The organism is Paraburkholderia pallida (genome assembly GCF_004524855.1).
GTDB classification, from domain to species: domain Bacteria; phylum Pseudomonadota; class Gammaproteobacteria; order Burkholderiales; family Burkholderiaceae; genus Paraburkholderia; species Paraburkholderia oxyphila.
Genome location: NZ_CP038148.1, coordinates 1,689,684 through 1,711,045, shown reverse-complemented (window position 1 = coordinate 1,711,045; position 21,362 = coordinate 1,689,684). Strand labels below are relative to the sequence as shown.

General features: G+C 67.5%; 22 protein-coding genes and 2 tRNA genes. 16 read left to right on the top strand and 8 right to left on the bottom strand.

Features of this window, described 5'->3' with window-relative positions:
- Positions 1-56: 56 nt before the first annotated feature.
- Positions 57-731, bottom strand: a complete 675-nt coding sequence (locus E1956_RS07770; RefSeq protein WP_134748085.1) for a LutC/YkgG family protein — start codon at positions 729-731, stop codon at positions 57-59.
- A 103-nt stretch (positions 732-834) separates the two neighbouring features.
- Positions 835-2,037, bottom strand: a complete 1,203-nt coding sequence (gene pncB, locus E1956_RS07765; protein ID WP_134748084.1) for a nicotinate phosphoribosyltransferase — start codon at positions 2,035-2,037, stop codon at positions 835-837.
- 284 nt (positions 2,038-2,321) lie between these two features.
- Here pncB and fdxA point away from each other — a divergent pair, with 284 nt between their 5' ends.
- The 10 genes from fdxA to E1956_RS07715 all read left to right on the top strand — a co-directional run bounded on the left by fdxA (position 2,322) and on the right by E1956_RS07715 (position 7,526).
- Entirely contained in the window at positions 2,322-2,645 is a 324-nt protein-coding gene (fdxA, locus tag E1956_RS07760; RefSeq protein WP_028215964.1) for a ferredoxin FdxA, read from the top strand.
- Positions 2,646-2,774: 129 nt separating this feature from the next.
- A tRNA-Asn gene (locus E1956_RS07755) sits at positions 2,775-2,850 on the top strand.
- 81 nt (positions 2,851-2,931) lie between these two features.
- Positions 2,932-3,007: transfer RNA gene (locus tag E1956_RS07750), tRNA-Asn, on the top strand.
- Positions 3,008-3,145: 138 nt separating this feature from the next.
- Positions 3,146-3,448 carry a type II toxin-antitoxin system ParD family antitoxin gene (locus E1956_RS07745; protein ID WP_134748083.1) on the top strand — a complete coding sequence of 101 codons (303 nt, stop codon included), beginning with the start codon at positions 3,146-3,148 and terminating at the stop codon, positions 3,446-3,448.
- Positions 3,445-3,786: a type II toxin-antitoxin system RelE/ParE family toxin gene (locus E1956_RS07740; protein ID WP_232071052.1), complete on the top strand. Its 342-nt coding sequence runs from the start codon at positions 3,445-3,447 to the stop codon at positions 3,784-3,786. The genes E1956_RS07745 and E1956_RS07740 overlap by 4 nt, the downstream gene beginning before the upstream one ends.
- Positions 3,787-3,871: 85 nt before the next feature.
- Complete coding sequence (locus E1956_RS07735; RefSeq protein WP_134748082.1) at positions 3,872-4,363, top strand: CreA family protein; 492 nt, start codon at positions 3,872-3,874, stop codon at positions 4,361-4,363.
- A gap of 27 nt (positions 4,364-4,390) precedes the next feature.
- Positions 4,391-5,260, top strand: a complete 870-nt coding sequence (locus tag E1956_RS07730; protein WP_134748081.1) for an AraC family transcriptional regulator — start codon at positions 4,391-4,393, stop codon at positions 5,258-5,260.
- A gap of 142 nt (positions 5,261-5,402) precedes the next feature.
- Positions 5,403-6,179 carry an AzlC family ABC transporter permease gene (locus E1956_RS07725; protein WP_134750438.1) on the top strand — a complete coding sequence of 259 codons (777 nt, stop codon included), beginning with the start codon at positions 5,403-5,405 and terminating at the stop codon, positions 6,177-6,179.
- Complete coding sequence (locus tag E1956_RS07720) at positions 6,176-6,499, top strand: AzlD domain-containing protein (RefSeq protein WP_134748080.1); 324 nt, start codon at positions 6,176-6,178, stop codon at positions 6,497-6,499. Before E1956_RS07725 ends, E1956_RS07720 begins: the two co-directional genes overlap by 4 nt.
- A 274-nt stretch (positions 6,500-6,773) precedes the next feature.
- Positions 6,774-7,526: a DUF4088 family protein gene (locus E1956_RS07715; RefSeq protein ID WP_133194675.1), complete on the top strand. Its 753-nt coding sequence runs from the start codon at positions 6,774-6,776 to the stop codon at positions 7,524-7,526.
- 22 nt (positions 7,527-7,548) lie between these two features.
- Here the strand turns inward: E1956_RS07715 and E1956_RS07710 are convergent, their stop codons facing one another.
- Both E1956_RS07710 and E1956_RS07705 read right to left on the bottom strand, forming a co-directional pair.
- Complete coding sequence (locus E1956_RS07710) at positions 7,549-9,696, bottom strand: ATP-dependent helicase (RefSeq protein ID WP_232071330.1); 2,148 nt, start codon at positions 9,694-9,696, stop codon at positions 7,549-7,551.
- Between the two features lie 320 nt (positions 9,697-10,016).
- Positions 10,017-10,481: a hypothetical protein gene (locus E1956_RS07705; protein WP_134748078.1), complete on the bottom strand. Its 465-nt coding sequence runs from the start codon at positions 10,479-10,481 to the stop codon at positions 10,017-10,019.
- Positions 10,482-10,781: 300 nt separating this feature from the next.
- Between E1956_RS07705 and E1956_RS07700 the strand changes: the two genes are divergently transcribed.
- The 3 genes from E1956_RS07700 (at position 10,782) to panS (ending at position 14,002) form a co-directional block, all read left to right on the top strand.
- Entirely contained in the window at positions 10,782-11,003 is a 222-nt protein-coding gene (locus E1956_RS07700) for an RNA-binding S4 domain-containing protein (RefSeq protein WP_134748077.1), read from the top strand.
- 200 nt (positions 11,004-11,203) lie between these two features.
- On the top strand, positions 11,204-12,622 hold the full coding sequence (locus tag E1956_RS07695) for an MATE family efflux transporter (RefSeq protein WP_134748076.1): 1,419 nt from the start codon (positions 11,204-11,206) through the stop codon (positions 12,620-12,622).
- 426 nt (positions 12,623-13,048) lie between these two features.
- On the top strand, positions 13,049-14,002 hold the full coding sequence (gene panS / locus E1956_RS07690) for a ketopantoate/pantoate/pantothenate transporter PanS (protein ID WP_134748075.1): 954 nt from the start codon (positions 13,049-13,051) through the stop codon (positions 14,000-14,002).
- Between the two features lie 103 nt (positions 14,003-14,105).
- On the opposite strand, the gene E1956_RS07685 is transcribed toward panS, so the two are convergent.
- The gene (locus E1956_RS07685) at positions 14,106-14,480 is read right to left on the bottom strand and encodes a DUF2917 domain-containing protein (RefSeq protein ID WP_134748074.1); all 375 of its coding nucleotides are present in this window, start codon (positions 14,478-14,480) and stop codon (positions 14,106-14,108) included.
- A gap of 488 nt (positions 14,481-14,968) precedes the next feature.
- On the opposite strand from E1956_RS07685, the gene E1956_RS07680 reads away from it, so the two are divergent.
- Positions 14,969-16,561 (top strand): phospholipase D family protein, encoded by a 1,593-nt coding sequence (locus tag E1956_RS07680; protein ID WP_232071377.1) that lies wholly within the window; start codon positions 14,969-14,971, stop codon positions 16,559-16,561.
- 156 nt (positions 16,562-16,717) lie between these two features.
- Positions 16,718-18,127, top strand: a complete 1,410-nt coding sequence (gene fumC, locus E1956_RS07675) for a class II fumarate hydratase (protein WP_134748072.1) — start codon at positions 16,718-16,720, stop codon at positions 18,125-18,127.
- A 110-nt stretch (positions 18,128-18,237) separates the two neighbouring features.
- Here fumC and E1956_RS07670 read toward each other — a convergent pair whose 3' ends face one another.
- From E1956_RS07670 to E1956_RS46065, 3 genes are all read right to left on the bottom strand, one after another.
- Positions 18,238-18,741, bottom strand: a complete 504-nt coding sequence (locus E1956_RS07670) for an acyl-CoA thioesterase (RefSeq protein WP_134748071.1) — start codon at positions 18,739-18,741, stop codon at positions 18,238-18,240.
- 166 nt (positions 18,742-18,907) lie between these two features.
- Complete coding sequence (locus E1956_RS07665; protein ID WP_134748070.1) at positions 18,908-19,930, bottom strand: GlxA family transcriptional regulator; 1,023 nt, start codon at positions 19,928-19,930, stop codon at positions 18,908-18,910.
- A 149-nt stretch (positions 19,931-20,079) separates the two neighbouring features.
- On the bottom strand, positions 20,080-20,217 hold the full coding sequence (locus E1956_RS46065) for a hypothetical protein (RefSeq protein WP_167759982.1): 138 nt from the start codon (positions 20,215-20,217) through the stop codon (positions 20,080-20,082).
- A 230-nt stretch (positions 20,218-20,447) separates the two neighbouring features.
- On the opposite strand from E1956_RS46065, the gene E1956_RS07660 reads away from it, so the two are divergent.
- Complete coding sequence (locus tag E1956_RS07660) at positions 20,448-21,161, top strand: ArsR/SmtB family transcription factor (protein WP_134748069.1); 714 nt, start codon at positions 20,448-20,450, stop codon at positions 21,159-21,161.
- The last annotated feature ends 201 nt before the right edge of the window (positions 21,162-21,362 follow it).

Here is a 21,362-nt window from a genome sequence, read left to right as displayed (position 1 = left end):
GCCCTTCACGTGCTGCGCGGCTTCGGTGCGCTCGGTGCGCGCGACGGTCTCAAACGTCATGCGCCCTGCACGACGATGACATGCACGCGATACGGCCCGTGCGCGCCGAGGATGATGGTCTGCTCGATATCGCCAGTGCGCGAAGGCCCCGAAACGAAATTGACCGCGCGCGGCAACTCGCCGCGTTCGGCGCGCATGAGCGCGAAGGCGTCCTCGTGACCGGCGACGATGCGCGAAGCGGGCACGACGGCAATGTGCGTCTCGGGCAGCAACGCGCCGGAGGCCCACGTCTGCGGGCTGGAAAGGAGGACCAGCGTGCCCGTTTCGGCGGTTGCGCAAAAGCATCCGGTCAGGCCGACGAGATCGCGATCCTCGGGCTTGCGGAATTCGACGCTCAAGCCCGCGCCGGCCCAGTCGAACGATTCGAGCGTTTGCCAGGCCACCGCTTGCGTGGGCAAACCGAGCGACGCGAGATAGCGCGCGGCGGCGGCGGGCACATCGGCGAGCTGCGCGACTTCGTCGACGCTCGAAGCCATCTTCTTCGCCTCGGCCACGAAGCGCGCGACGAGATCGTCTTCGAGCAGCGGACGCGGGCCTTGCGGATGACGCGCGAGGTAGTCGGCGACGGCGTCGCGCTCGTGCGCGGCGGGCGTCGCGTCGCGGCCCTGCGCCGCGCGGATGCGCGCGAGTATGCTGCGGCGGGCGGCCGTGGTGTCGACCTTGGAGTCCATACGCGTCCTCGACAGATGAAGAAAAGCGACGCGCCGATTATACCGGGGCGTCGCTGTTCTTCTGGCGCGGTGCGTGGGCGAATCAACGCCCGATGCGCGGGGCTTAACTGCTGGCGAGCTCTTCTTCCGTGGGCTGCTCGATGCCGAACACCTGGCGCAGATAGGCCAGATAAGCCTTGTCGTCGCACATGTTCTTGCCCGGCGAATCGGAGAGCTTGGCAACGGGCTGGCCATTGCAGCGGACCATCTTGATGACGATCTGCAGCGGCTGATAGCCGAGGTCGTTGGTGAGATTGGTGCCGACACCGAACGCGAGGCGGCAGCGGTCCTTGAAGCGCTCGTAAAGGCGCAGCACCTTGGGGATGTCGAGCGCGTCCGAGAAGATCATGGTCTTCGTGCGCGTGTCGCAGCGATTGTCCTCATAGTGCTTGAGCAGGCGCTCGCCCCACTCGAACGGGTCGCCCGAGTCGTGGCGCGCGCCGTCGAAGAGCTTGCAGAAGTACATGTCGAAGTCGCGCAGAAAGGCCTGCATGCCGTAGACGTCCGAGAGCGCGATACCGAGGTCGCCGCGATACTCCTTCGCCCACATCTCGAAGCCGTAGATCTGCGAATCGCGCAGGCGCGGGCCGAGCGCCTGGCAGGCCTGCAGATACTCGTGCGCCATGGTGCCGAGCGGCGTGAGGTTGTGCTTCATCGCGTAGTAGACGTTGCTCGTGCCCGTGAACTGCTCGGCCAGGTCGTCCTTGAGCGTGAGGATCACCTCCTCGTGCCAGCGCTTCGAGAAGCGGCGCCGCGTGCCGTAGTCGGCGATCTTGCAGTCGGCGAATTCAGGCTTCGCGCCGAGCAGCTCGATCTTGTGGCGCAGGCGCTCGCGACCCTCGTCGTACTGCGGATGATGCTGCGTGTTGCGGAAATAGACCTCGTTGACGATCGCGAGCACCGGAATCTCGAAGAGGATCGTATGCAGCCACGGCCCCTTGATCTCGATGTCGATTTCGCCGTTGCCCTTAGGCGAAGGCGTGACCGAAATGTACTTCTCGTTCAGATGGAAGAGCGCGAGGAAATCGATGAAATCGCTCTTGATGAAGCGCATCTTGCGCAGATACTCGAGCTCGGGCTCGGCAAAGCGCAGCCTGCAAAGCTTCTGGATCTCGCCGCGGATTTCATCGACGTAAGGGACGAGATCGATGTCGGGCGTGCGGCAGCGGAAGCGGTATTCCACATTGGCCGCGGGGAAATGATGCAGCACCACCTGCATCATCGTGAATTTGTACAGATCGGTATCGAGCAGCGAAGTAATGATCATGATGGGCGAGCCGGACTGCTATCGGAGGGCGCGCGCCTGCTTGCCGGCCGCCCTCGCCCTGCAAGGAAGGGCGAGACGACAGCGCCGCAAACGGCATGCGCCGGTGATGCGCCCATGTTACCCGAATGAGCCCAAACCAAGCCGCCAGCGCCGCAGCGCATAAACTAATCACGAAACGATCTAAGACACGCTGCGGACGTCTGGTTGAGAAAAATCGGCATCAGTTACAATACCGGTTTTGGCAAACTGCCAACCCCCGATACAAGCATGCAGGAGCTGCCTGAATGACCCACGTTGTGACCGAAAGCTGCATCAAGTGCCGCTATACCGACTGCGTCGATGTGTGCCCGGTGGACTGCTTTCGCGAAGGTCCCAACTTCCTCGCGATCGACCCGGACGAGTGCATCGACTGCGCCGTGTGCGTTGCCGAATGCCCGGTGAACGCCATCTACGCCGAAGAAGACGTGCCTGGCGACCAGCAGCAGTTCATCGAGCTGAACGCCGACCTCGCCAAGGGCTGGCCGAGCATCACCAAGACCAAGGCGCCGCTGCCGGAAGCCGACGAATTCAAGGACGTGAAGGACAAGCTCGCGCTGCTCGCACGCTGAGCGTCCGTCTCCGGGGCTGTCGTCATCCTGAAACCCTGCCCATTTCGGCAGGGATCACCAAGAAGATGGCGACAGGGTGTTGACAGACTCCGCCAGACCCCATAGAATCTCGTTCTCTGCTTTTGTTGATCCCCGATAGCTCAGTCGGTAGAGCGCCGGACTGTTAATCCGTAGGTCCCTGGTTCGAGCCCAGGTCGGGGAGCCAAGATTCGCAAAGGCCCGTTGGTGTTAATCACAACGCACAACGGGCTTTTTCATGAAGTTAAAGTTGTAGCTGTACTGCTGTTCCCCGATAGCTCAGTCGGTAGAGCGCCGGACTGTTAATCCGTAGGTCCCTGGTTCGAGCCCAGGTCGGGGAGCCAAAATATCGAAGGCGTTGCGCATATCGCGTAACGCCTTTTTTCTTTTCTGCCTTGCGCAAACGCATCCCCTCCCTCCATCATCGCCCTCGAGAGCATGGCATAATCTGCCAATCACTGCTCTTTGACGGAGTTAGCTCCATGCCTACCCGTAATGTCGTACTCACGGATCATCAGGCTCATCTGATTGACTCGCTCGTCAATTCGGGCCGTTTTCAGAATGCAAGTGAGGTCCTGCGCGCCGGTCTACGTCTTGTCGAGCGAGAAGAAGCCGAAACGCAAGCGAGACTCGAAGCGCTACGCGATGCCGCGCGCGCCGGTATTGCCGATGCAGACGCAGGACGCATGCGCAGTTTCACTTCCGCTCAAGCATTGGGCGACTTTCTCGACAGCCTCGCAGAGAATGCCTTGGTGGCAGCAGGCGCAACGAAGCGCACACGGTGACACAACGTAAGACGGCCTGGACCGTCCGCCTCACCGAACTGGCCCAGAACGACTTCAACAACATCATGAGCTGGACCATCGAGCAATTCGGTTTTGCTCAGGGACACGCGTATGCCATCACACTTTCGCTTGCGCTACAGGATCTGACGAATGGTCCTTCGCTACCGGGCGTACGTGCACGCGACGAGATCGTGTCCGGCATCATGACGCTCCACGTCGCACGCAATCGCCGCAAAGGACGTCACTTCGTCATGTTTCGTGTCCACGCAAAAGATGCGCGAACCATTGAAGTCTTGCGCATTCTTCACGATGCGATGGACTTACCCCAACATCTATAGCCGTTATTTCGAGGCGCTATCGACAATCGTCCTCCGCCACCCCACCCTGCCCGATAATGTCGCTTCGTCATCTTCGGGAATCCGCATGAAATCGACTCGCCTCGCCGCCCGACTGCGTCCGGCCCTCGCCTTTTGCGCGGGCGCGCTCGCGCTTGGCGCCGCGCACGCCGAGCAGATCGGCAGCGTCAACACCAACTTCCGCGTCACCGGCTCCGACAGGGTGGTCGTCGAGGCCTACGACGATCCCGCCGTCGCCGGCGTCACGTGCTACGTCTCCCGCGCGCGCACCGGCGGCGTGAAGGGCACGCTCGGCATCGCCGAAGACCCGACCGAAGCGTCGATCGCCTGCCGCCAGGTCGGCCCGATCAGCTTCGCCGCCCCGCTCAAGCAGCAGGCCGACGTCTTCAACGAGCGCATGTCGTTTCTCTTCAAGACGCTGCACGTGGTCCGTGTGGTCGACACGAAGCGCAACGCGCTCGTCTACCTGACCTACAGCGACCGCGTGGTGAGCGGCAGCGCGAAAAACAGCGTCACCGCCGTGCCGATGCCCGCGGGCACGACCATTCCCGTGCGCTAAACTGAGGGGCCAGGCCGGACCCTAGCCATGACCCTCTCCCGTTTTCGCGATTTCGCCCGCTATTGGCGCACGCCGCTTTTGCCCGGCGCGGATCTGCTCACGGCCGAATATCACGATCACACGTTCACGCCGCACTGGCACGAGGCCTACACGATCCCCGTGATCGAGGACGGCGCCGAGTGCTATCGCTACCGCGGCGCGCAGCATGTCGCGGAAGCGGGCAGCGTGCCGGTCATCAATCCGGGCGAGCTCCACACGGGCTCGCGCGCCGTGGACGAAGGCTGGCGCTATCGCGTCATGTATGTGCCGGTCGATTACCTGCACACGCTCGCGGCCGAAATTGCGGGCCGCGCCGAGCCGCTGCCGTGGTTCGACGCCGAAGTGATCCGCGACCCCGATCTCGCGCGCCGCCTCTCGCGCACGCACCGGCTGCTGGAGGCCGACGCCGACCGCCGGCGCGCGGTGCTTGCGCCGGGCGCGCCGCAGCCCGATCTCCTCGCCGTGGAGGACGCGCTGCTCGACGCGCTCTCGACACTCCTCACCCGCCACGCCCGCACACGCGAGGCGCCGATCGGGTCCGCCGCGAACGAGCCGCGCGTCGAAATCATGAAGGCGCTGCTGGCCGCCGATCTCACCACGCCGCTGCGCGTGGCGGATCTCGCCCAGGCGGTCGGCCTCTCGCCATTCCACGCGACGCGCCTGTTCACGCAGGCCACCGGGCTGCCGCCGCACGCCTGGCGCACCCAGTTGCGGCTGCAACGCGCGCTCGGGCCGCTGCGCGCGGGCGCCAGCGTCGCCGGAAGCGCCGCGGCGAGCGGCTTCACGGACCAGAGCCACTTCACACGGCACTTCCGCCGCATGTTCGGCGTGCCGCCGGGCCGCTGGCAGGCGAGCTAGGGCCTGTTCACGCTTGGCGCAAGAACGTACAAGCCACCCGCGCCGCCTCCCGCTAAGCTGGCCTCCATCTTAGGAGACTCGCTTGACCCGCCATCCCCATCGCTTCAAGGAATTCGTCGCCGGCGCGCGCGACACGATCCCCATGATGATCGGCGCAGCGCCCTTCGGCGTGATTTTCGGCACGCTCGTCACCTCGGGCCCGCTCTCGCTCTGGCACGGCCAGTTGATGTCGCTCGCCGTGTTCGCCGGCTCGGCGCAGTTCATCGCGCTCGGACTGATCGCCTCGCACGCGAGCTTCGCCGTGATCTGGGCCACCACGCTCATCGTGAACCTGCGCCACGTGCTCTATAGCGCGACGCTCGCGCCCTACGTCTCGCATCTGCCGATGCGCTGGCGTCTCGTGCTCGGCGGCCTGCTCACCGACGAGGTGTTCGCCGTCGCCTGGGCATATTTCCGCCGCCACCCGCCCGGCGACGTCTCACCGTGGCACTTCCTCGGCTCCGGCGTCTCGATGTATGTGAACTGGCAGATCTGGACCGCCGCCGGCCTGCTGTTCGGCGCGGCGTTTCCGGGCCTGCAGTCGCTCGGGCTCGACTTCGCGATGGTCGCCACGTTCATCGCCATCGTCGTGCCGCAGCTCGTCGCGGTGCGCTATCTGGCCGCCGCCGTCACGGCGGGCGCGCTCGCCTTCTTCTGGCAGGGCTGGCCGTACAAGCTCGGGCTGCTCGGCGCCGTGCTCGCGGGCGTGGCCGTGGGCGTCGCGCTCTCGCTGCCGCGCAAGCCGCGCGCGGCGAGCGCCGCTGCCGGCCACCCTGACGCGCATGCCGCCGCCGGCCCGGCCGGCAAGAGCACGAGCGAAGCCAGCGCTACGCGCATCCCCTGTCACGACACCCACGCCGCCGCAGGAGGCCGCCCATGAACTACGTCGTCCTGATCCTCGGCATGGCCCTGATTACGGTGACGATCCGTACGGCCGTCTTCGTGCTGGGCGAACGGCTCGTGTTTCCGCCGATCGTGCGCACCGCGCTCGGCTTCGTGCCCGTCACGGTGCTCACCGCGATCATCGTGCCGATGGCCGTCTCGCCTCACGGCCAGCACGCCGAGCTCACGTGGCGCAATCCGCAGCTCGTCGGTGCAATCGCGGCGATCGCCGTGAGCGCGCTCACGAAGCGGCCGCTCCTCACCATCGCCGTGGGGCTCGCCGTGTTCTTCCTCTGGCAGGGCGTGGTGTTGCGCTGAATTTGTCCGGGGTTGCCCGCTGGCTTCCCGCGCCTTCTCCGCTGGCTCGCCGCGCGCTCTCCGCTGGCTTCCCGCGCCCTCTCCGCCCCCTGACACGCTCTCCTGAGATGCCAGCCCGACTCGCTCCCCGCTGCCGCCAGGCGCCGCGCTCGCGGCACGCCTGAGCGGTCCCGGCTCAAGTTTCGCCCCCGTGCGCCGATAAACCGTCGAGGCCTGCATTGGCGCACGCGCAAGAGACCGCCAGGCACCGCCAGGAATACACCGGGGCAACCACATGGGGCACATCACCCTCAATCTCAAGGACGAGACGCTTGCGTCGCTGCGCAAGGATTTCGATGCGTTCCTGCGCGTCTCGCTGAAGCTCGACCCGCAGTTCCTCACGCCGTCGTTCGAGGACTTCCTGCGTGCGAAGCTGCTCGACAACATGACGCCGCTCACCGAGCAGGCCGTGCAGCGGCTGTTGCAGGGCGGGCAGTACGCATGGGCCAAGCGCACGCTCGACAAGGAGTTTCCCGAGGTCGTGTCGATCCTGCTGCGTCAGGCGGGCGAGTTCGGCTTTGGCTTTGCGTCGCGGCCCGAGTGGACGCCCGACGAGCTGGCGAAGCAGTGTCGGGAGTGGGCGGCGGCGATCGTGCACGAGGCGCAGGCGGCCGAATCCCTGATCGAGCCGCTCGCCGCGCAGATCAAGTCCGGCGTGCAGGACATCCAGGCGCTGGAAGAGTCGATGCAGACGCCTGCGTGGCGCCTCGCGGAATCGGTGCGGCAGCGCGTCTATGAAGCGAAGATCGGCTGCGAGCAGGCGAGCGGCAGCCTCGCGCGCGAGCGTCTGGGCGAGCTGCGTGGGCTCCTGCGTCTGGGCATCGCGCACGGCACGTTCCAGAAGCAGGAGGCGCAGCAGATCATGGAATATCTGCGTCTTTTGAAGCCTGAGATCTTCGTCGAGGAACCCGACGACGTGTTCACGCGCCTTGCCGCCTGGCTGCGCAACTTCTTCGTGCCGCCGCCGAAGAATCAGGTGCGCGGCTGAACGCGCGCCGCGAGGTAGCGCTCTAGTCCCACATCTTGCGCAGCTTCGCGCCGATCTCGACCTTCGCACGCGCCGCGGCCGCCAGCCCCACCGCGCTCGGCGGGCTCGCCACCGGCGCGGGCGGCCAAGCGCACGATTCGAACAGCGGCAACATCGACGCCGCAATGAAGCGCGTGCGCGACGCCCACACGTGACGGTCGCCGCTCGCGGCCTGGTTGTGCACATAGAAGCGCTGCGGCACGACGATGTGCAGGTCCTCCTTTGCACGCGTCATCGCCACGTAGAGCAGACGCCGCTCCTCTTCTAATTCTTCGTCGCTGCCCGCGCCGAGATCGGAAGGAATGCAGCCATCCACGCCATTGAGCACGAACACGTTGCGCCATTCCTGGCCTTTGGCCGAATGGATCGTCGAGAGAATCAGATAGTCCTCGTCGAGGAGCGGATCGGCCGACTCGGCGCTGGTGGCGTCGGGCGGGTCGAGCGTGAGCTCGGTCAGGAAGCGCTCGCGTGACGCGTAGGTGCTGGCGATGCTCTCCATCTGCAGCAGGTCGGCGAGCCGCACCTGGGCGTCTTCGTAATTGCGCTCGAGGTGCGGCTCGTACCAGCGCCGCACGCGCTCGAACTCGGCGGGCCAGGGCGTCGCGCGCGCGCCGAGCTGCTCCACGAGCCCGGTGAACGCCGGCCAGTCCTCGGCCGCACGCGGCGGCGGCGCGAACGCAGCGAGCGCCTGCGCGGCGCGGTACGCGCCCGTGCAGGCCGCGACCTGATCGAGCAGTCGCGCGGCCGTCGCGGGCCCGACGCCGGGCAGCAGTTGCGTCACGCGAAAGCCCGCCACGCGGTCGAGCGGATTCTCGGCCCAGCGCAGCACGGCGAGCACGTCTTTCACGTGCGCGGCGTCGAGGAAGCGCAGGCCGCCGAACTTCACGAACGGGATATTGCGCCGCGCCAGCTCGATCTCGAGCGTCGCGCTGTGGTGCGCGGCGCGAAAGAGGACCGCCTGCTGCTTGAGCTTCATGCCGCCCTCGCGCGCCTCCAGGATCTGCTCGACCACGTAGCGAGCCTGGGTGGCCTCGTCGGCGACCGTGACGAGGCGCGGACGCTGCTGCGACGCGCGGTCGGTCCACAAATTCTTGGTGAAGCGCTCGGCGGCGGCGTCCATCACGGCGTTCGAGGCGGCGAGGATCGGCGCGGTCGAGCGATAGTTGCGCTCGAGCGTGACCTGGCGCGCGGGCGGATCGAACTGCGCGGGAAAGTCGAGGATGTTGCGCACCGTCGCGCCGCGAAACGCATAGATGGCCTGGGCGTCGTCGCCGACCACGGTGAGGCCCCGCCCGTCGGGCTTCAGCGCGAGCAGGATCGACGCCTGCAGGCGGTTGGTGTCCTGATACTCGTCGACGAGGATATGGTCGAAGCGCCCCGCCAGATCGGCCGCGATAGCCGGCTCCGCCGCCATGTGCGCCCAGTAGAGCAGCAAGTCGTCGTAGTCGAGCACGTTCTGCTTCTGCTTGGCGTCCACGTAGGCCGCGAACAGCGCGCGCAACTGCGGCTCCCATTCGAGGCACCACGAGAACGAGCGCGCGAGCACGTTCGCGAGCGAGTCGCCCGTGTTGACGACGCGCGAGTAGATCGCGAGGCACGTCGACTTCGCGGGAAAGCGCTTTTCCTTCGCCGATAACCCCAGTTCGTGGCGCACGAGGTTCATGAGATCGGCGGAATCTTCGCGGTCGTTGATCGTGAACGCGGGCGAGAGGCTGATCTGCTCGGCGTATTCGCGCAACAGGCGCGCGCCGATGCCGTGAAACGTGCCCGCCCAGGTGAGCCCCTGGGCCAGCGCCGCCGCCGCGCCCGACACGCCTGCCGCGATGCGCGAAACGCGCCGCGTCATCTCCTGCGCCGCGCGGCGCGAGAAGGTCAGCAGCAGGATGCGGTGCGGATCGGCGCCGTTCGCGACCAGATGCGCCACGCGATGCGCGAGCGTGTTGGTCTTGCCCGAGCCCGCGCCAGCGATCACGAGCAGCGGCGCCGGCAGCGCCGCGCCCGGCGCGTACGCCTGCGGCCCGCCGTGCTCGACGGCGGCGCGCTGGGCGTCGTTGAGCTTCGCGAGGTACGACGCCGCCGCGAGCGCGGCGTCGCTCGTGGCGGGGGAATCGGCGAGGGAGACGGTGGACACGGCGGGCGCAGTGGGTATTCGGTGAGCGATGAAAGGATCGACGCGCCGCGTATTGGCGAGCGTGGCGACGCATACTGTATATCCATACACCCCGCACCGGCAAGCGCCGATCTTGCCGCGATCTGGCGCTATTCAGACCCGAACTTCAGAATCGGAACGTAGCGCACCAGGCCCGACGGCCCGAAACAAAGCGGCGACGCCCGCTTCCGGGCGCCGCCGCTTCACGTCCTGCACAGGCCAGCACCGGGGCTGGCGCCGAATGGAAAAGCCTCACCCAGCCCGAAAGCGCGCAGCGCGCGCCACCAGGCTATCGAAGCGCCTTATTGCTGAGCCTCACCGCCCGGCTGCTGAGCCGACTGGCCGCTCATCTGGTCCATCATTTCCGACTTGTTGGCCTGCTGGTCGGCCTTGTGGTTGATCTTCGCGTCCTTCACCTGCGACTTGTACTGCGACTTGGCCTGCTTCTTCGTCGAGTTGTATTCCGCTTTCGCCGACTTCTTGGCGCTGCGGTATTCGGCGTTCGCGGTCGCATCGGCGTTGCGCTTTTGCACCAGCGGATCGGCCGATTGCGCCGCGCTCAAGTCCTGCGGCGCGGGCTGCGAGAGGCCCGCTGCTGCCGGCGCCTGGCTCGGCGCCATAGCCGGCGCCATGGCAGGCGCGGCAGAAGGCATGGCCGTGGGCGCCTCGGCGCCGGGCTGCGCCGCGCCCTGGGCGAAGGCGCCTTGCGCGAAGATGGCAGCCGTGGCGAGAGCGGTACCGGTGAGCAGCTTGCGAATATGAGTCATGGCGTATCCTCTTTGTAGTCGTTCCGGGATCCATGCCGCTGCGGACAGGTCCGCTTGCGGCGCGATTCCGCCCGATCGAGCCGCGGTGCGTGATTGCGCTGCGGCGGGGTCGTTTCGGGGTGAGACCATTTTCATCTGAAGATCGACGCAAGGTCTCCCGACGTTACCCAACGTTGCATCTTCTTACGAAATCATGACATCTGGCCCCGGGATGTAACAGCGGCCCGCGCGTGCGGGATCGCTTATGATGCTCACCCTTCGCGTGCCCTGTCCGGCGCGCACCTGAATCTCGTTTGCCCCATGCCCAATCTCGATTTCATGCTCACCGGCGACTACGTCGAACTCCACAACCTCCTGAAGATCACCGGTCTCGCCGACAGCGGCGGCTCGGCCAAGCAGATCGTCGCCTCCGGCGCCGTGAAGGTCGACGGCGAGGTCGAACTGCGCAAGACCTGCAAGATCCGCGCGGGACAATCGGTGTTGCTCGGCGACACGCGCATCGCCGTGCGCGAAGCCGAATGAGGCGTGCGGCGCAACGGCTCCCATAGGCTGACCAGGCGCCCCCCACGCGTGTCGAGGTGAAATACGTTCGAAAGCGAATGCACCATCCAGGTGCTTTTTATCCGAAAGAAGGGTAATCTCGCATTGAGCTTTCAATCTCGACACCAACGCACTTTCTGAACGCGCGGCGCGATTCATCATCGCGCCGCGCGTCTGTTTTCATGACCCGACCCACTGCCCCCGCGCGCGCCGATCAGGCGAGACGCGCCATCGCCCCGCCCTCGCTCAAGCGCCACGCCGCCGACACCGCGCGCCTCGCCGCGCCGCTCGCCATCGCCCAGCTTTCGCAGATGGCCATGAGCGTGACCGACACCGTGCTGCTCGGCTCGCTGGGCGCGGGCGCGCTCGCGGCAGGCGGGCTCGGCGCGAACCTGTTCTTCGTGGTGGTGACGGTGCTGCAGGGCGTGCTGACCTCGGTGAGCGTGAGCGTCGCGCAGGCGCGCGGCGCCGACGATCTGCACCGCGTGCCGCACATCTACTGGACCGGCCTCGCACTCTCGCTGCTGCTGGCCGTTCCCGCGTTCGCGCTGCTGTCGTTCGCGGGGCCGGTCTTGCTCGCGCTCGGCGAGCCGCCCGTGCTCGCGCATCAGGTGGGCGAGTACGCGGCCGTGCTGCGCTGGGGCGCCCCCGCCAGCCTGATCGGCGTGGGCCTGATGCGTTCGTTCCTGCCCGCGATCGGCGCGGCGAAGCGGCTGCTGTGGGTGTCGATCATCAGCGTGTTCTCCAACGGCTTCCTGAACTACGGGCTGATTCATGGCGTGTGGGGCCTGCCGCGCCTCGGCTTTCTCGGCTCGGCCACCGCCACCACCATCACGATCTGGGTCACGACGCTCGTGCTGATGGCGCTCCTGCATCTGCGGCCCTCGCATCAGCACTTCGTGGTCGCCAGGCGGCCCACCGCGCCGCTGATGGGCGAGCTCTTCGCCATCGGCTGGCCCGTGGCGATCACCTACGCCGTGGAGGCGACGCTCTTTCTCGCCACGGGTCTGCTCATGGGCCTGTTGGGCGCGACGCCGCTGGCCGCGCACCAGATCGCGCTGAACGTGGCTTCGGTGATGTTCATGGTGCCGCTCTCGATCGGCCAGGCGGCCAACGTGCGCGTGGGCTACTGGATCGGCGCGGGCGTGCCGCGCGCGGCGCGCCACGCGGGCTTCGTCGCGCTGGCGCTGGGCGTGGGCTTCATGTCGATGTCGGCGCTCGTGATGGTGCTCGCGCCGCACTGGATCGTCGGGCTCTACCTGCATCTCGATGATCCGGCCAACGCGCAGACCGTCGCGCTCGCAACGTCGCTGCTCGGCGTGGCGGCTATCTTCCAGATCGTCGACGGCATGCAGACCGTGGGCTCCGGCTGCCTGCGCGGCCTGAAGGACACGCGCATTCCGATGCTGGCCGCGACGCTCGGCTACTGGGGCATCGGCTTTCCGATCGGCTATGCCCTCGCGTTCCATTTCGGGCTGGGCGCGCTCGGGCTCTGGTGGGGGCTCGCAGCGGGCCTCGCGAGCGTGGCCGCGCTCATGACGTGGCGTTTTCACCGCAAGAGCCGGGGCGTGCAACTCGAGGCGGCGGCGCGCGCGGGCTGAGGTGGCACGGGCGGCCACGCGGGGCGTACGCGAGCCCTGGCCGTATCCAATGCGAGCCCTTAGGGCGCACAAGGCACCCACAAGGACGTCCTGCGCGGGTCGTTAAGCGCCCGGTTAAAATATCGGACCGGCGCCGCCCGCCGTCCGTCCCACAAGGGCAGGAAAACAGCGGCCCTGTTGCATGGGGCCGGCGTGAGCGTTCAAGCGCCCACATCGGCCGACCCAGGAGACATGCCCGTTCGCAGCCAGGCCGGCCACCCCGGCCGCACGCGCGACGCACCGCAGGCCAGCCGGCGCATCAGCCTCAGCCCTGAATCCCACCCACGCGTTTCGTCCGCGCCAGCCCGCGCGTGCGCGCGTCGTCATGGAGTCGGCTGCCGCGTCCCCTGCCCCAACAATTAAGACCCGCTCACGGACCACCCACTCATGCTTGCCCCGATTACCCGACTGTTCCCGCTCTGGGCCGTCCTCGTCTCGCTTCTCGCCTACTTCAATCCGGGCCTCGTCGCCCCCATCGCGCCGCACGTCACGACGCTCCTGATGGTCATCATGCTCGCCATGGGCGTGACGCTCTCGTTCGCCGACTTCCAGCGCGTCTTCACCCGGCCCGCGCCAGTGCTCGCCGGCATCGTCCTGCACTATCTGGTGATGCCGCTGGCCGCCTGGGTCATCGCCCATGCGCTCCATATGCCGCCCGACCTCACTGCGGGCATGGTGCTCGTGGGCAGCGTGGCGAGCGGCACGGCCTCGAACGTGATGATCTATCTCGCGCGCGGCGACGTCGCGCTTTCCGTGACGATCAGCGCGCTCTCGACGCTCGTGGGCGTGTTCGCGACGCCGCTGCTCACGCGCCTCTACGTCGACGCCTCGATCGTCGTCGACGTGCACGGCATGCTCATGAGCATCCTGCAGATCGTCGCGCTGCCGATCGCCGTCGGCCTCGTCGTGAACCGTCTCGCGGGCGGCCTCGTGCGGCGCGTCGAGCCCATCCTGCCGCTCGTCTCGATGGTCTCGATCCTCGCGATCATCGCGGCCGTGGTGGGCGGCACGCACGCGAGCATCGCCACGGTGGGCCCGATCGTGGCGCTCGGCGTGGTGCTGCACAACGGCATTGGCCTGCTGGGCGGCTACTGGGGCGGCCGACTGCTCGGCTTCGACGAATCCGTGTGCCGCACGCTTGCGATCGAGGTGGGGATGCAGAACTCGGGCCTCGCCGCAACGCTCGGCAAGCTCTACTTCTCGCCGCTCGCCGCGCTGCCCGGCGCGCTGTTCTCGGTGTGGCACAACCTCTCGGGGTCGCTGCTCGCGGGCTACTGGGCCGGCAAGCCGGCGCGCGGCAGCGAGCGCGACGCGCGCGAGGCACGCACCGAGAAGGTCTGAGCATCGGCGGACCGGCGCGTATCAGCCCGCTTGTGTAGCCGGTTGGCGGTGCCTGAGTCGTGCCCGGCTCGCGCGTACCGCCCGGCCGCTTCCGGGCGCGGCCTCACCCACGCAGTGCGCGCAGGCGCACGCGTGCGGGCCGCTTCACCATGCGCACTGCCAGCGCCGCCAATCCCACAAGCCACGCGAGCACGCGCCCCTCGCCCCACGGCGAGGCCGGCGTGCGCACCTCGCAGCGCACGGCCTCGTCCCATCCGCCGATCCACACCCGTTCCCCGGGCGCGAACGGCAACGCTTCGCCGGGCTCTAGCCAATAGTCCTGCGCGTCGCCTTCCACGGTCATCAGCACGCGCCCTTCGAGCACGCCGAGCAAGCCGCCTTGCGCATGGCGCACGAGCCGGCAACGGCCGCGCGCGATGCACAGTTCCTCGCACCGCTCCTGCGCCCTCATCTCACCAGCTTGCATGATCCGGTCCATCGCACTCTCCCATCGTTCGTGATGGAAGCAGTGTGCGGCGAGCGCGAGCGCTAACGTTTCCGTCCGGCATGAAACGAGGCTTGCGGCGCGCGGCGCCGGCGCGCCGAATTGCTTGACGATTGTGGCCAACGCCACGCGAGGCTTGCTTGCCGCAAATGCGGCACGGCACGCGCGTTGCGCGCTGTACCTTGCCGCTTCCCGCTAGAATCGGCGGCAAAAGGCGCGCAACGTAAGCGAACCATCGGGGACGCCCCAGCGCCGACCGCTTTGCATGCGACCGCAGGGGTGCGACTCACGCGCGAACGCGGGTCGACCGCGAAGCATGGGAAACGCGAAGCGTGGGGCCTGACTAAGCGCTGAAGCACTAACTCAGGCCGACACTGGAGAGGAGAATCCGCTTGTCCGTGCACACCGTTCAGCGCGTCGCCCCTGGCGCCCCGCTTGCCGCCGAAGCGGCGCCGCCGCGCCGCGCCGCGCTCGCCCGCGCGCTGCTCGCGCTCCTGAGCGTCACGCTCATTGCGGCCTGCGCGACACGTCCGCCCGCTACGGTCTTCCAGCGCCAGACCTCGTCGGCCCTGCCCACCTCCGAGTCGAGCGCCACGCCACTCGGCGCCGCGCTCGCCGGGCCCGTGGCGGCGCATCCCGACGAATCGGGCTTTCGCCTGCTCGCCACCGGCACCGACTCGCTGCAGATGCGCATCGCGCTCGCGCGCGCGGCGACGACAACCCTCGACATGCAGTACTACATCGCCAACGAGGACACCACCGGCAAGCTGCTGCTGGGCTCGGCGCTCTACGCGGCCGACCGCGGCGTGCGCGTGCGCATGCTCGTCGACGACCTGAACTTCCACGACATCGGCCGCCTGATGGCCGCGCTCAACAGCCATCCGAACATCCAGATCCGCGTGTTCAATCCGTACGGCAGTCCGAGCGAGAACATGTTCACGCGCACGCGCAACTTCTTCACGAACGTCGACCAGTTCACGCGCCGCATGCACAACAAGGCGACGATCGTCGACAACGAGCTCGCGATCGTCGGCGGGCGCAATCTCGGCGACGAATACTTCAGCGCGAGCCCGACGCTGCAGTTCCGCGACCTCGACGTGCTCGCGGCCGGGCCGGTCGCGGCAAGCGTCTCGGCGAGCTTCGACGAGTACTGGAACAGCAGCGTGGCCTACCCCTTGAGCGTGCTCAATCATCAGAAGTTCGATCCGCACGATCTCGACGTCGCGCGCGATGAATTGCGCGCGCACTGGCGCGAGAACGCCGACCCGTACAACGCCAAGCCGCTCAACGCCACCCCGCTCGCCCAGCAGATCACGCGCGACGAGCTGGGCCTCATCTGGGCGAAGTGGCAATTCGTGGCCGACTCGCCGGACAAGATCGCGGACCCCGAGCACGGCCAGATGGGTGACGCCATGCGCTCGCTGCTCGACCGTCTCAATCACGCGCACAGCAGCGTGCTGATCGTCTCGCCGTATTTCGTGCCGCACAAGGCGGGCGTGCAGGCCATTCGCGCGCTCACGGCGCGCGGCGTGCGCGTGGCGATCCTCACCAATTCGCTCGCGGCCACCGACGCCGTCGCCGTGCAGGCCGGCTACAGCCCTTACCGCGTGCCGATGCTCGAGGCCGGCGCGGAACTCTACGAATTCAAGCCCACGCAGCCCGAGACCCGGGACTCGCGGCGCGTGCACGTGATGGGCTCGCGCTCGCGCGCGAGCCTGCATGCGAAAGTCTATGTGATCGACGAGAGCACACTCGTGATCGGCTCGCTCAATCTCGACCCGCGCTCGGCCAGCCTCAACACGGAGCTCGCGCTCGCGATCGAAAACCCGCCGATCGCGCACGACGCGGCCGCCCTGTTCAAGCTCGCGACCTCGCCCCAGGCGAGCTATCGCGTCTCGCTCGCGACGCCCGCCGAGCTCGCGTCGCAGCGCGGCAGCGCGATTTCCTCGCCGCTCGTGTGGACCGACGAGGAAGACGGCATGATCCGCACCTACAACCTCGATCCCGGCGCGGGTTTCTACAGGAATCTCCTAACCGGACTATTCTTGCTGTTGCCGGTCGACAACCAGTTGTGAAAAGCACGCGCGAATTGCGCGCCGCGACAGCGCCGTGTCGCGGCCCCGCCGCTGCGGCACCGCACGGTTGAGCCACTCGTCGGCCCCGAACCCACCACGCATGCATGAGGCGCTGCGTCCCTGCACGCTCGCCTCATCCACCATCGGAGTGTCACCATGACCGCCAGCAATGAGAACGTCAGAATGGAACGCGACACGTTCGGCGAGATCGCCGTGCCGGCCGCCCAGCTCTGGGGCGCGCAGACGCAGCGATCCCTGCAGAACTTTCGCATCTCGAGCGAGAAGCAGTCGCCCGAGCTCATCACGGCACTCGCCACGATCAAGCGCGCCGCCGCCGAAGTGAACCACTCGCTGGGCGTGCTCGACGAGGTCAAGGCGCGCGCGATCATTGCGGCCGCCGACGAAATCATCGAAGGCAAGCACCCCGGCGAGTTCCCGCTCGCGGTCTGGCAGACGGGCTCCGGCACGCAGACCAACATGAACCTCAACGAGGTGATCGCGAACCGCGCCAGCGAGATTCTGGGCGGCGAGCGCGGCGAGGCGCGCAAGGTCCATCCGAACGACGACGTCAATCGCGGCCAGTCGTCGAACGACGTGTTCCCCACGGCCATGCACGTGGCCGCTGCGTACGGCATCGTCAAGCATCTGCTGCCCGCGCTGAAGACGCTGCGTGACACGCTCGAAGCGAAGTCGAAGCAGTTCGCCGACATCGTCAAGATCGGCCGCACGCACCTGCAGGACGCCACGCCGCTCACGCTCGGCCAGGAATTCTCGGGCTACGTCGCGCAGCTCGATCAAGGCATCAAGCATGTGGAGTCGACGCTGCCGCATCTCTACGAGCTCGCGCAAGGCGGCACCGCCGTCGGCACGGGCCTGAATGCGCACCCGCAGTTCGCGCAGAAGGTGGCCGAGACCATCGCGAAGCTCACGGGCGTGCCCTTCGTCACCGCACCCAACAAGTTCGAGGTGATGGCCGCCGCCGACGCGCTCGTGTTCGCGCACGGCGCGCTCAAGACCGTCGCGGCAAGCCTCATGAAGATCGCCAACGACATCCGCTGGCTCGCGAGCGGCCCGCGCTGCGGTCTGGGCGAGCTCTCGATCCCCGAGAACGAGCCGGGCAGCTCGATCATGCCGGGCAAGGTGAATCCTACGCAATCCGAAGCAGTGACGATGCTCTGCTGCCAGGTGTTCGGCAACGACGTGGCCGTGAACGTGGGCGGCGCGAGCGGCAACTTCGAGCTCAATGTGTTCCGCCCGATGATCGCGCACAACGTGCTGCAATCGATCCGCCTGCTAGCGGACGGCGCATTGAGCTTCAACGATCACTGCGCCGTGGGCATCGAGCCCAACCGTACGCGCATCGACACGCTGCTCAACGAGTCGCTCATGCTCGTGACGGCGCTCAATCCGCACATCGGCTATGACAAGGCCGCGCAAATCGCCAAGAAGGCGCACAAGGAAGGCACGACGCTCAAGGCCGCCGCGCTCGCGCTCGGACACGTGACCGAGCAGCAGTTCGACGAATGGGTCAAGCCCGGCGAGATGGTCGGCACGCTGAAGAAATAAGCCCTGATTCAGGGGCTAAAACGCAATGCGGGCGGCAAGGCTTGAAGCTTTGCCGCCCGCTTTTTTATGCATGCAGCCGATGCGGCGCATTCAGCCCCGCTTTCGGCTCATCACACCTTGCCTTTCGCCACTTCCTCGGGCTTCAGTTCGACGATCGCGTCGAGCGCGTCCCTCACGTCGAGCGCGTATTTCGCCAGACGCTTTTGCTCCTCCGTTTCCGGCACGAAGGTCGGCACGGGAATCGGGTTGCCGTTTTCGTCGACGGCCACGAACACGATCAGGCAATCGGTCGTCAGCCGCAGCTGGCCGCTCTTCGGGTCACCCGCGTGCACGGTGATGTGGATGTGCATCGACGTGCGGCCCGTGGCCACCACGCGCGCGCGCAGCTCGACCATGTTGCCGACGAGGATCGGCCGCCGGAAGCGGATATTGCCCACGCTCACCGTCACGCAGTAGCGGCCCGACCAGACGGCGGCGCACGCGTAGGCGGTTTCGTCGATCCATTTCATCAGGGCGCCGCCGTGGACTTTGCCGCCGAAGTTCACCGAGGTCGGCTCGGCGAGAAAGCGGAACGTCGTTTCCGAACGGTCCAGCGGCTGGGAAGGCGTACTCATAGGGGCTCCGCTCGTGGGGTTTGCGCCTTGCCGGCAAGGCGTCGTTATAGGGTCCTGTCGATTATACGAGCGCCATATGTCATCCGCAGATAGTCATGCAGGCCGGCGCGGCGTCCGCTTCCCGCGTCGCGCTCAGGGCACGCTAAAGCCGCGCTAAGGCCCACGCTCAAGCCGCCGAAAAGCGCGCCCGGTAGTCGAGCGGCCGCACGCCATAGCGCCGCTCGAACGCGCGCCGCAGATTCTGCTCCGTGCCGAAGCCGCAGTCCGCGGCAATCCGCTTGACGCTCTGCCGCGACTGCGCGAGCGCATGCGCCGCCGCTTCCACGCGCATGGCCGCGACGGTGCGCGCGGGCGTGCGCCCCACGGCCTCGACATAGCGCCGCGCGAAGGTGCGCGGGCTCATGCGCGCCTCTTCGGCGAGACGCTCGACGCTCAACTCGGTGCGCAGGTTCGCGGCCATCCAGCCGTGCAGCGTGTCGAAGGCGCCGCCCGCCGCGCTTTGCGCCTCCAGCGCCTCGCTGAACTGCGCCTGGCCGCCCGGGCGCTTCATGAACACCACGAGCCGGCGCGCGGCATGCATGGCGGCGGCGTGGCCGCAGTCCTCCTCGATCAGCGCGAGCGCGAGATCGATGCCGGCCGTCACGCCCGCCGAGGTCCAGACCACGCGGCCGTCACGCTCGTCGCGCACGAAGATCGGCTCGGGATCGACGTTCACGCGCGGAAAACGGCGCGCGAGCTGCGCCGCGTTGCGCCAGTGCGTGGTGGCGCGGCGGCCGTCGAGCAGGCCCGCGGCGGCCAGGTAGAACGCGCCGGTGCAGACCGAGGCGACGCGACGCGCGCGCGGCGCAGCGGCGGCGATCCATGCGACCAGCTCGGGCTGCAGCACGGTCGTTTCGTCGATGGGAACGCCCGGGACGATCAGCGTGTCGATCGTGGCGGTATCGAGCGCGTCGAGCCGCTCGGTGACGACGGGCATCCCCGCGAACGTGGGCAGCACGCCGCCCGCCACCGAGGCGAGCGTGACGCGATAGGCGCAGGGCTCGGCTGAGATGGGCGCCGCCTGGGCGCGCCTCGCGCGCATGGCCAGCTCGGCCCGCCAGAAAGCCTCGACGGGCCCGCAGGCGTCAAGCAGCACGAGATCGGGCGCGACCGCGAACACCACGTGGCGCGCGCAGGAAGAGGCAGACATAGGGAAGAAGGGGCGATGATGGCTCGATACAGCCATCATCGCATGCGCGCCGTTGGCAGGCGCGTCGATCTTGCGTCAATTTCTGCCATGGCGCGACGTACCAGGCCGCGGGGCGGCGCAGCGTCATGCAGATCGCCTCGCGCGTCCTGCTACTTGTGAAAAGTGATGCCCTCGTCGATCGTGCCGTACATCGTGATGCCACTCGCGCCGCTCGACGGCCCGCTGCCGCCCTGGGCGCAGGCCGCGCAGAGCAGCGCCAGCGCTGCAAGGGCCAGAATCCGTTTCATGACTGCCTGTTTGCTTCCAGAAAGGAATTCATTCTAGCGCGGTGCCGCTGGGCGCAACCGATTGGCCGGCAGCACCACCGCATCGTCCATGTCATGCACGCCATATTTCATGGCAGCCTGAAACGTCGAATGCGGGATTTCGCTAAAGTAAGTTTAACGGCCTTCGCGCCACGCCCAAGCAGGCGCCGCACACGGGCCATTAAAACCGAACGTTCCGCATGGGAGCCATCATGCCTCTTCCCGCCAGCGATGAAACCAGCCACTTCCCCGGTCTCGCACGCGTCGCCGCGCTGCTCGCCGATCCCGGGCGCGCCGCCATGCTATGGGCGCTCATGGACGGCAGCGCGCGCCCCGCAGGCGAGCTCACGATGATCGCGGGGCTCTCGCCGTCCGCGGCAAGCGCGCACCTCGCCCGGCTCGCCGACGGCGGCCTGCTCGCGCCCGAGGTGCGCGGGCGGCACCGCTATTACCGCATCGCCACACCCGAAATCGCCACGGCCATCGAAGCGCTGATGAACGTCGCGCACGCCGCCGCGCCGGCGCAGCCCGTGACCCGCCCCGCGCGCACCGTGCCCGTCGAGATGCGCCATGCGCGCACCTGCTACGACCACATGGCGGGCGAGGTCGCGGTGCGCGTGTTCGACCGGCTCGTCGAAGGCGGCTGGCTCGTGCGCAACGACGATGACCTCGACGTGACGGAGCAAGGCGTCGCGCGGCTCACCGATTGGGGCGTCGATCTAGGCGCGCTGCGCGCGCGCCGGCGGCGCTTCGCCTGCACCTGCCTCGACTGGAGCGAACGGCGCCCGCATCTGGGCGGCGCGCTGGGCGCGGCGCTGCTCGAGCGCTTCACCTCGAACGGCTGGGTCGAGCACGCCAGCCGCCCGCGCGTGCTGCGCATCACGCCGCTCGGACAGCGTGAATTCGACGCGTTCGTAGCCGCATAGATGGTCCAGAAAACGGCCCGGGAAGCTGACAAATACCCAACAACACCGCTTAACAGGCACCGAAAAGCGGGCTTTCGCGCGCCTGTCACACGTTCTGTTACATCTGGTGCATAAGCCCTAACAATTGAGCGCGCATGGAAACAGGCGCGGCGGATAGAGTTCCCCACATAGCACCCTGGCATTCGCTCCAGAGGCTGAGCC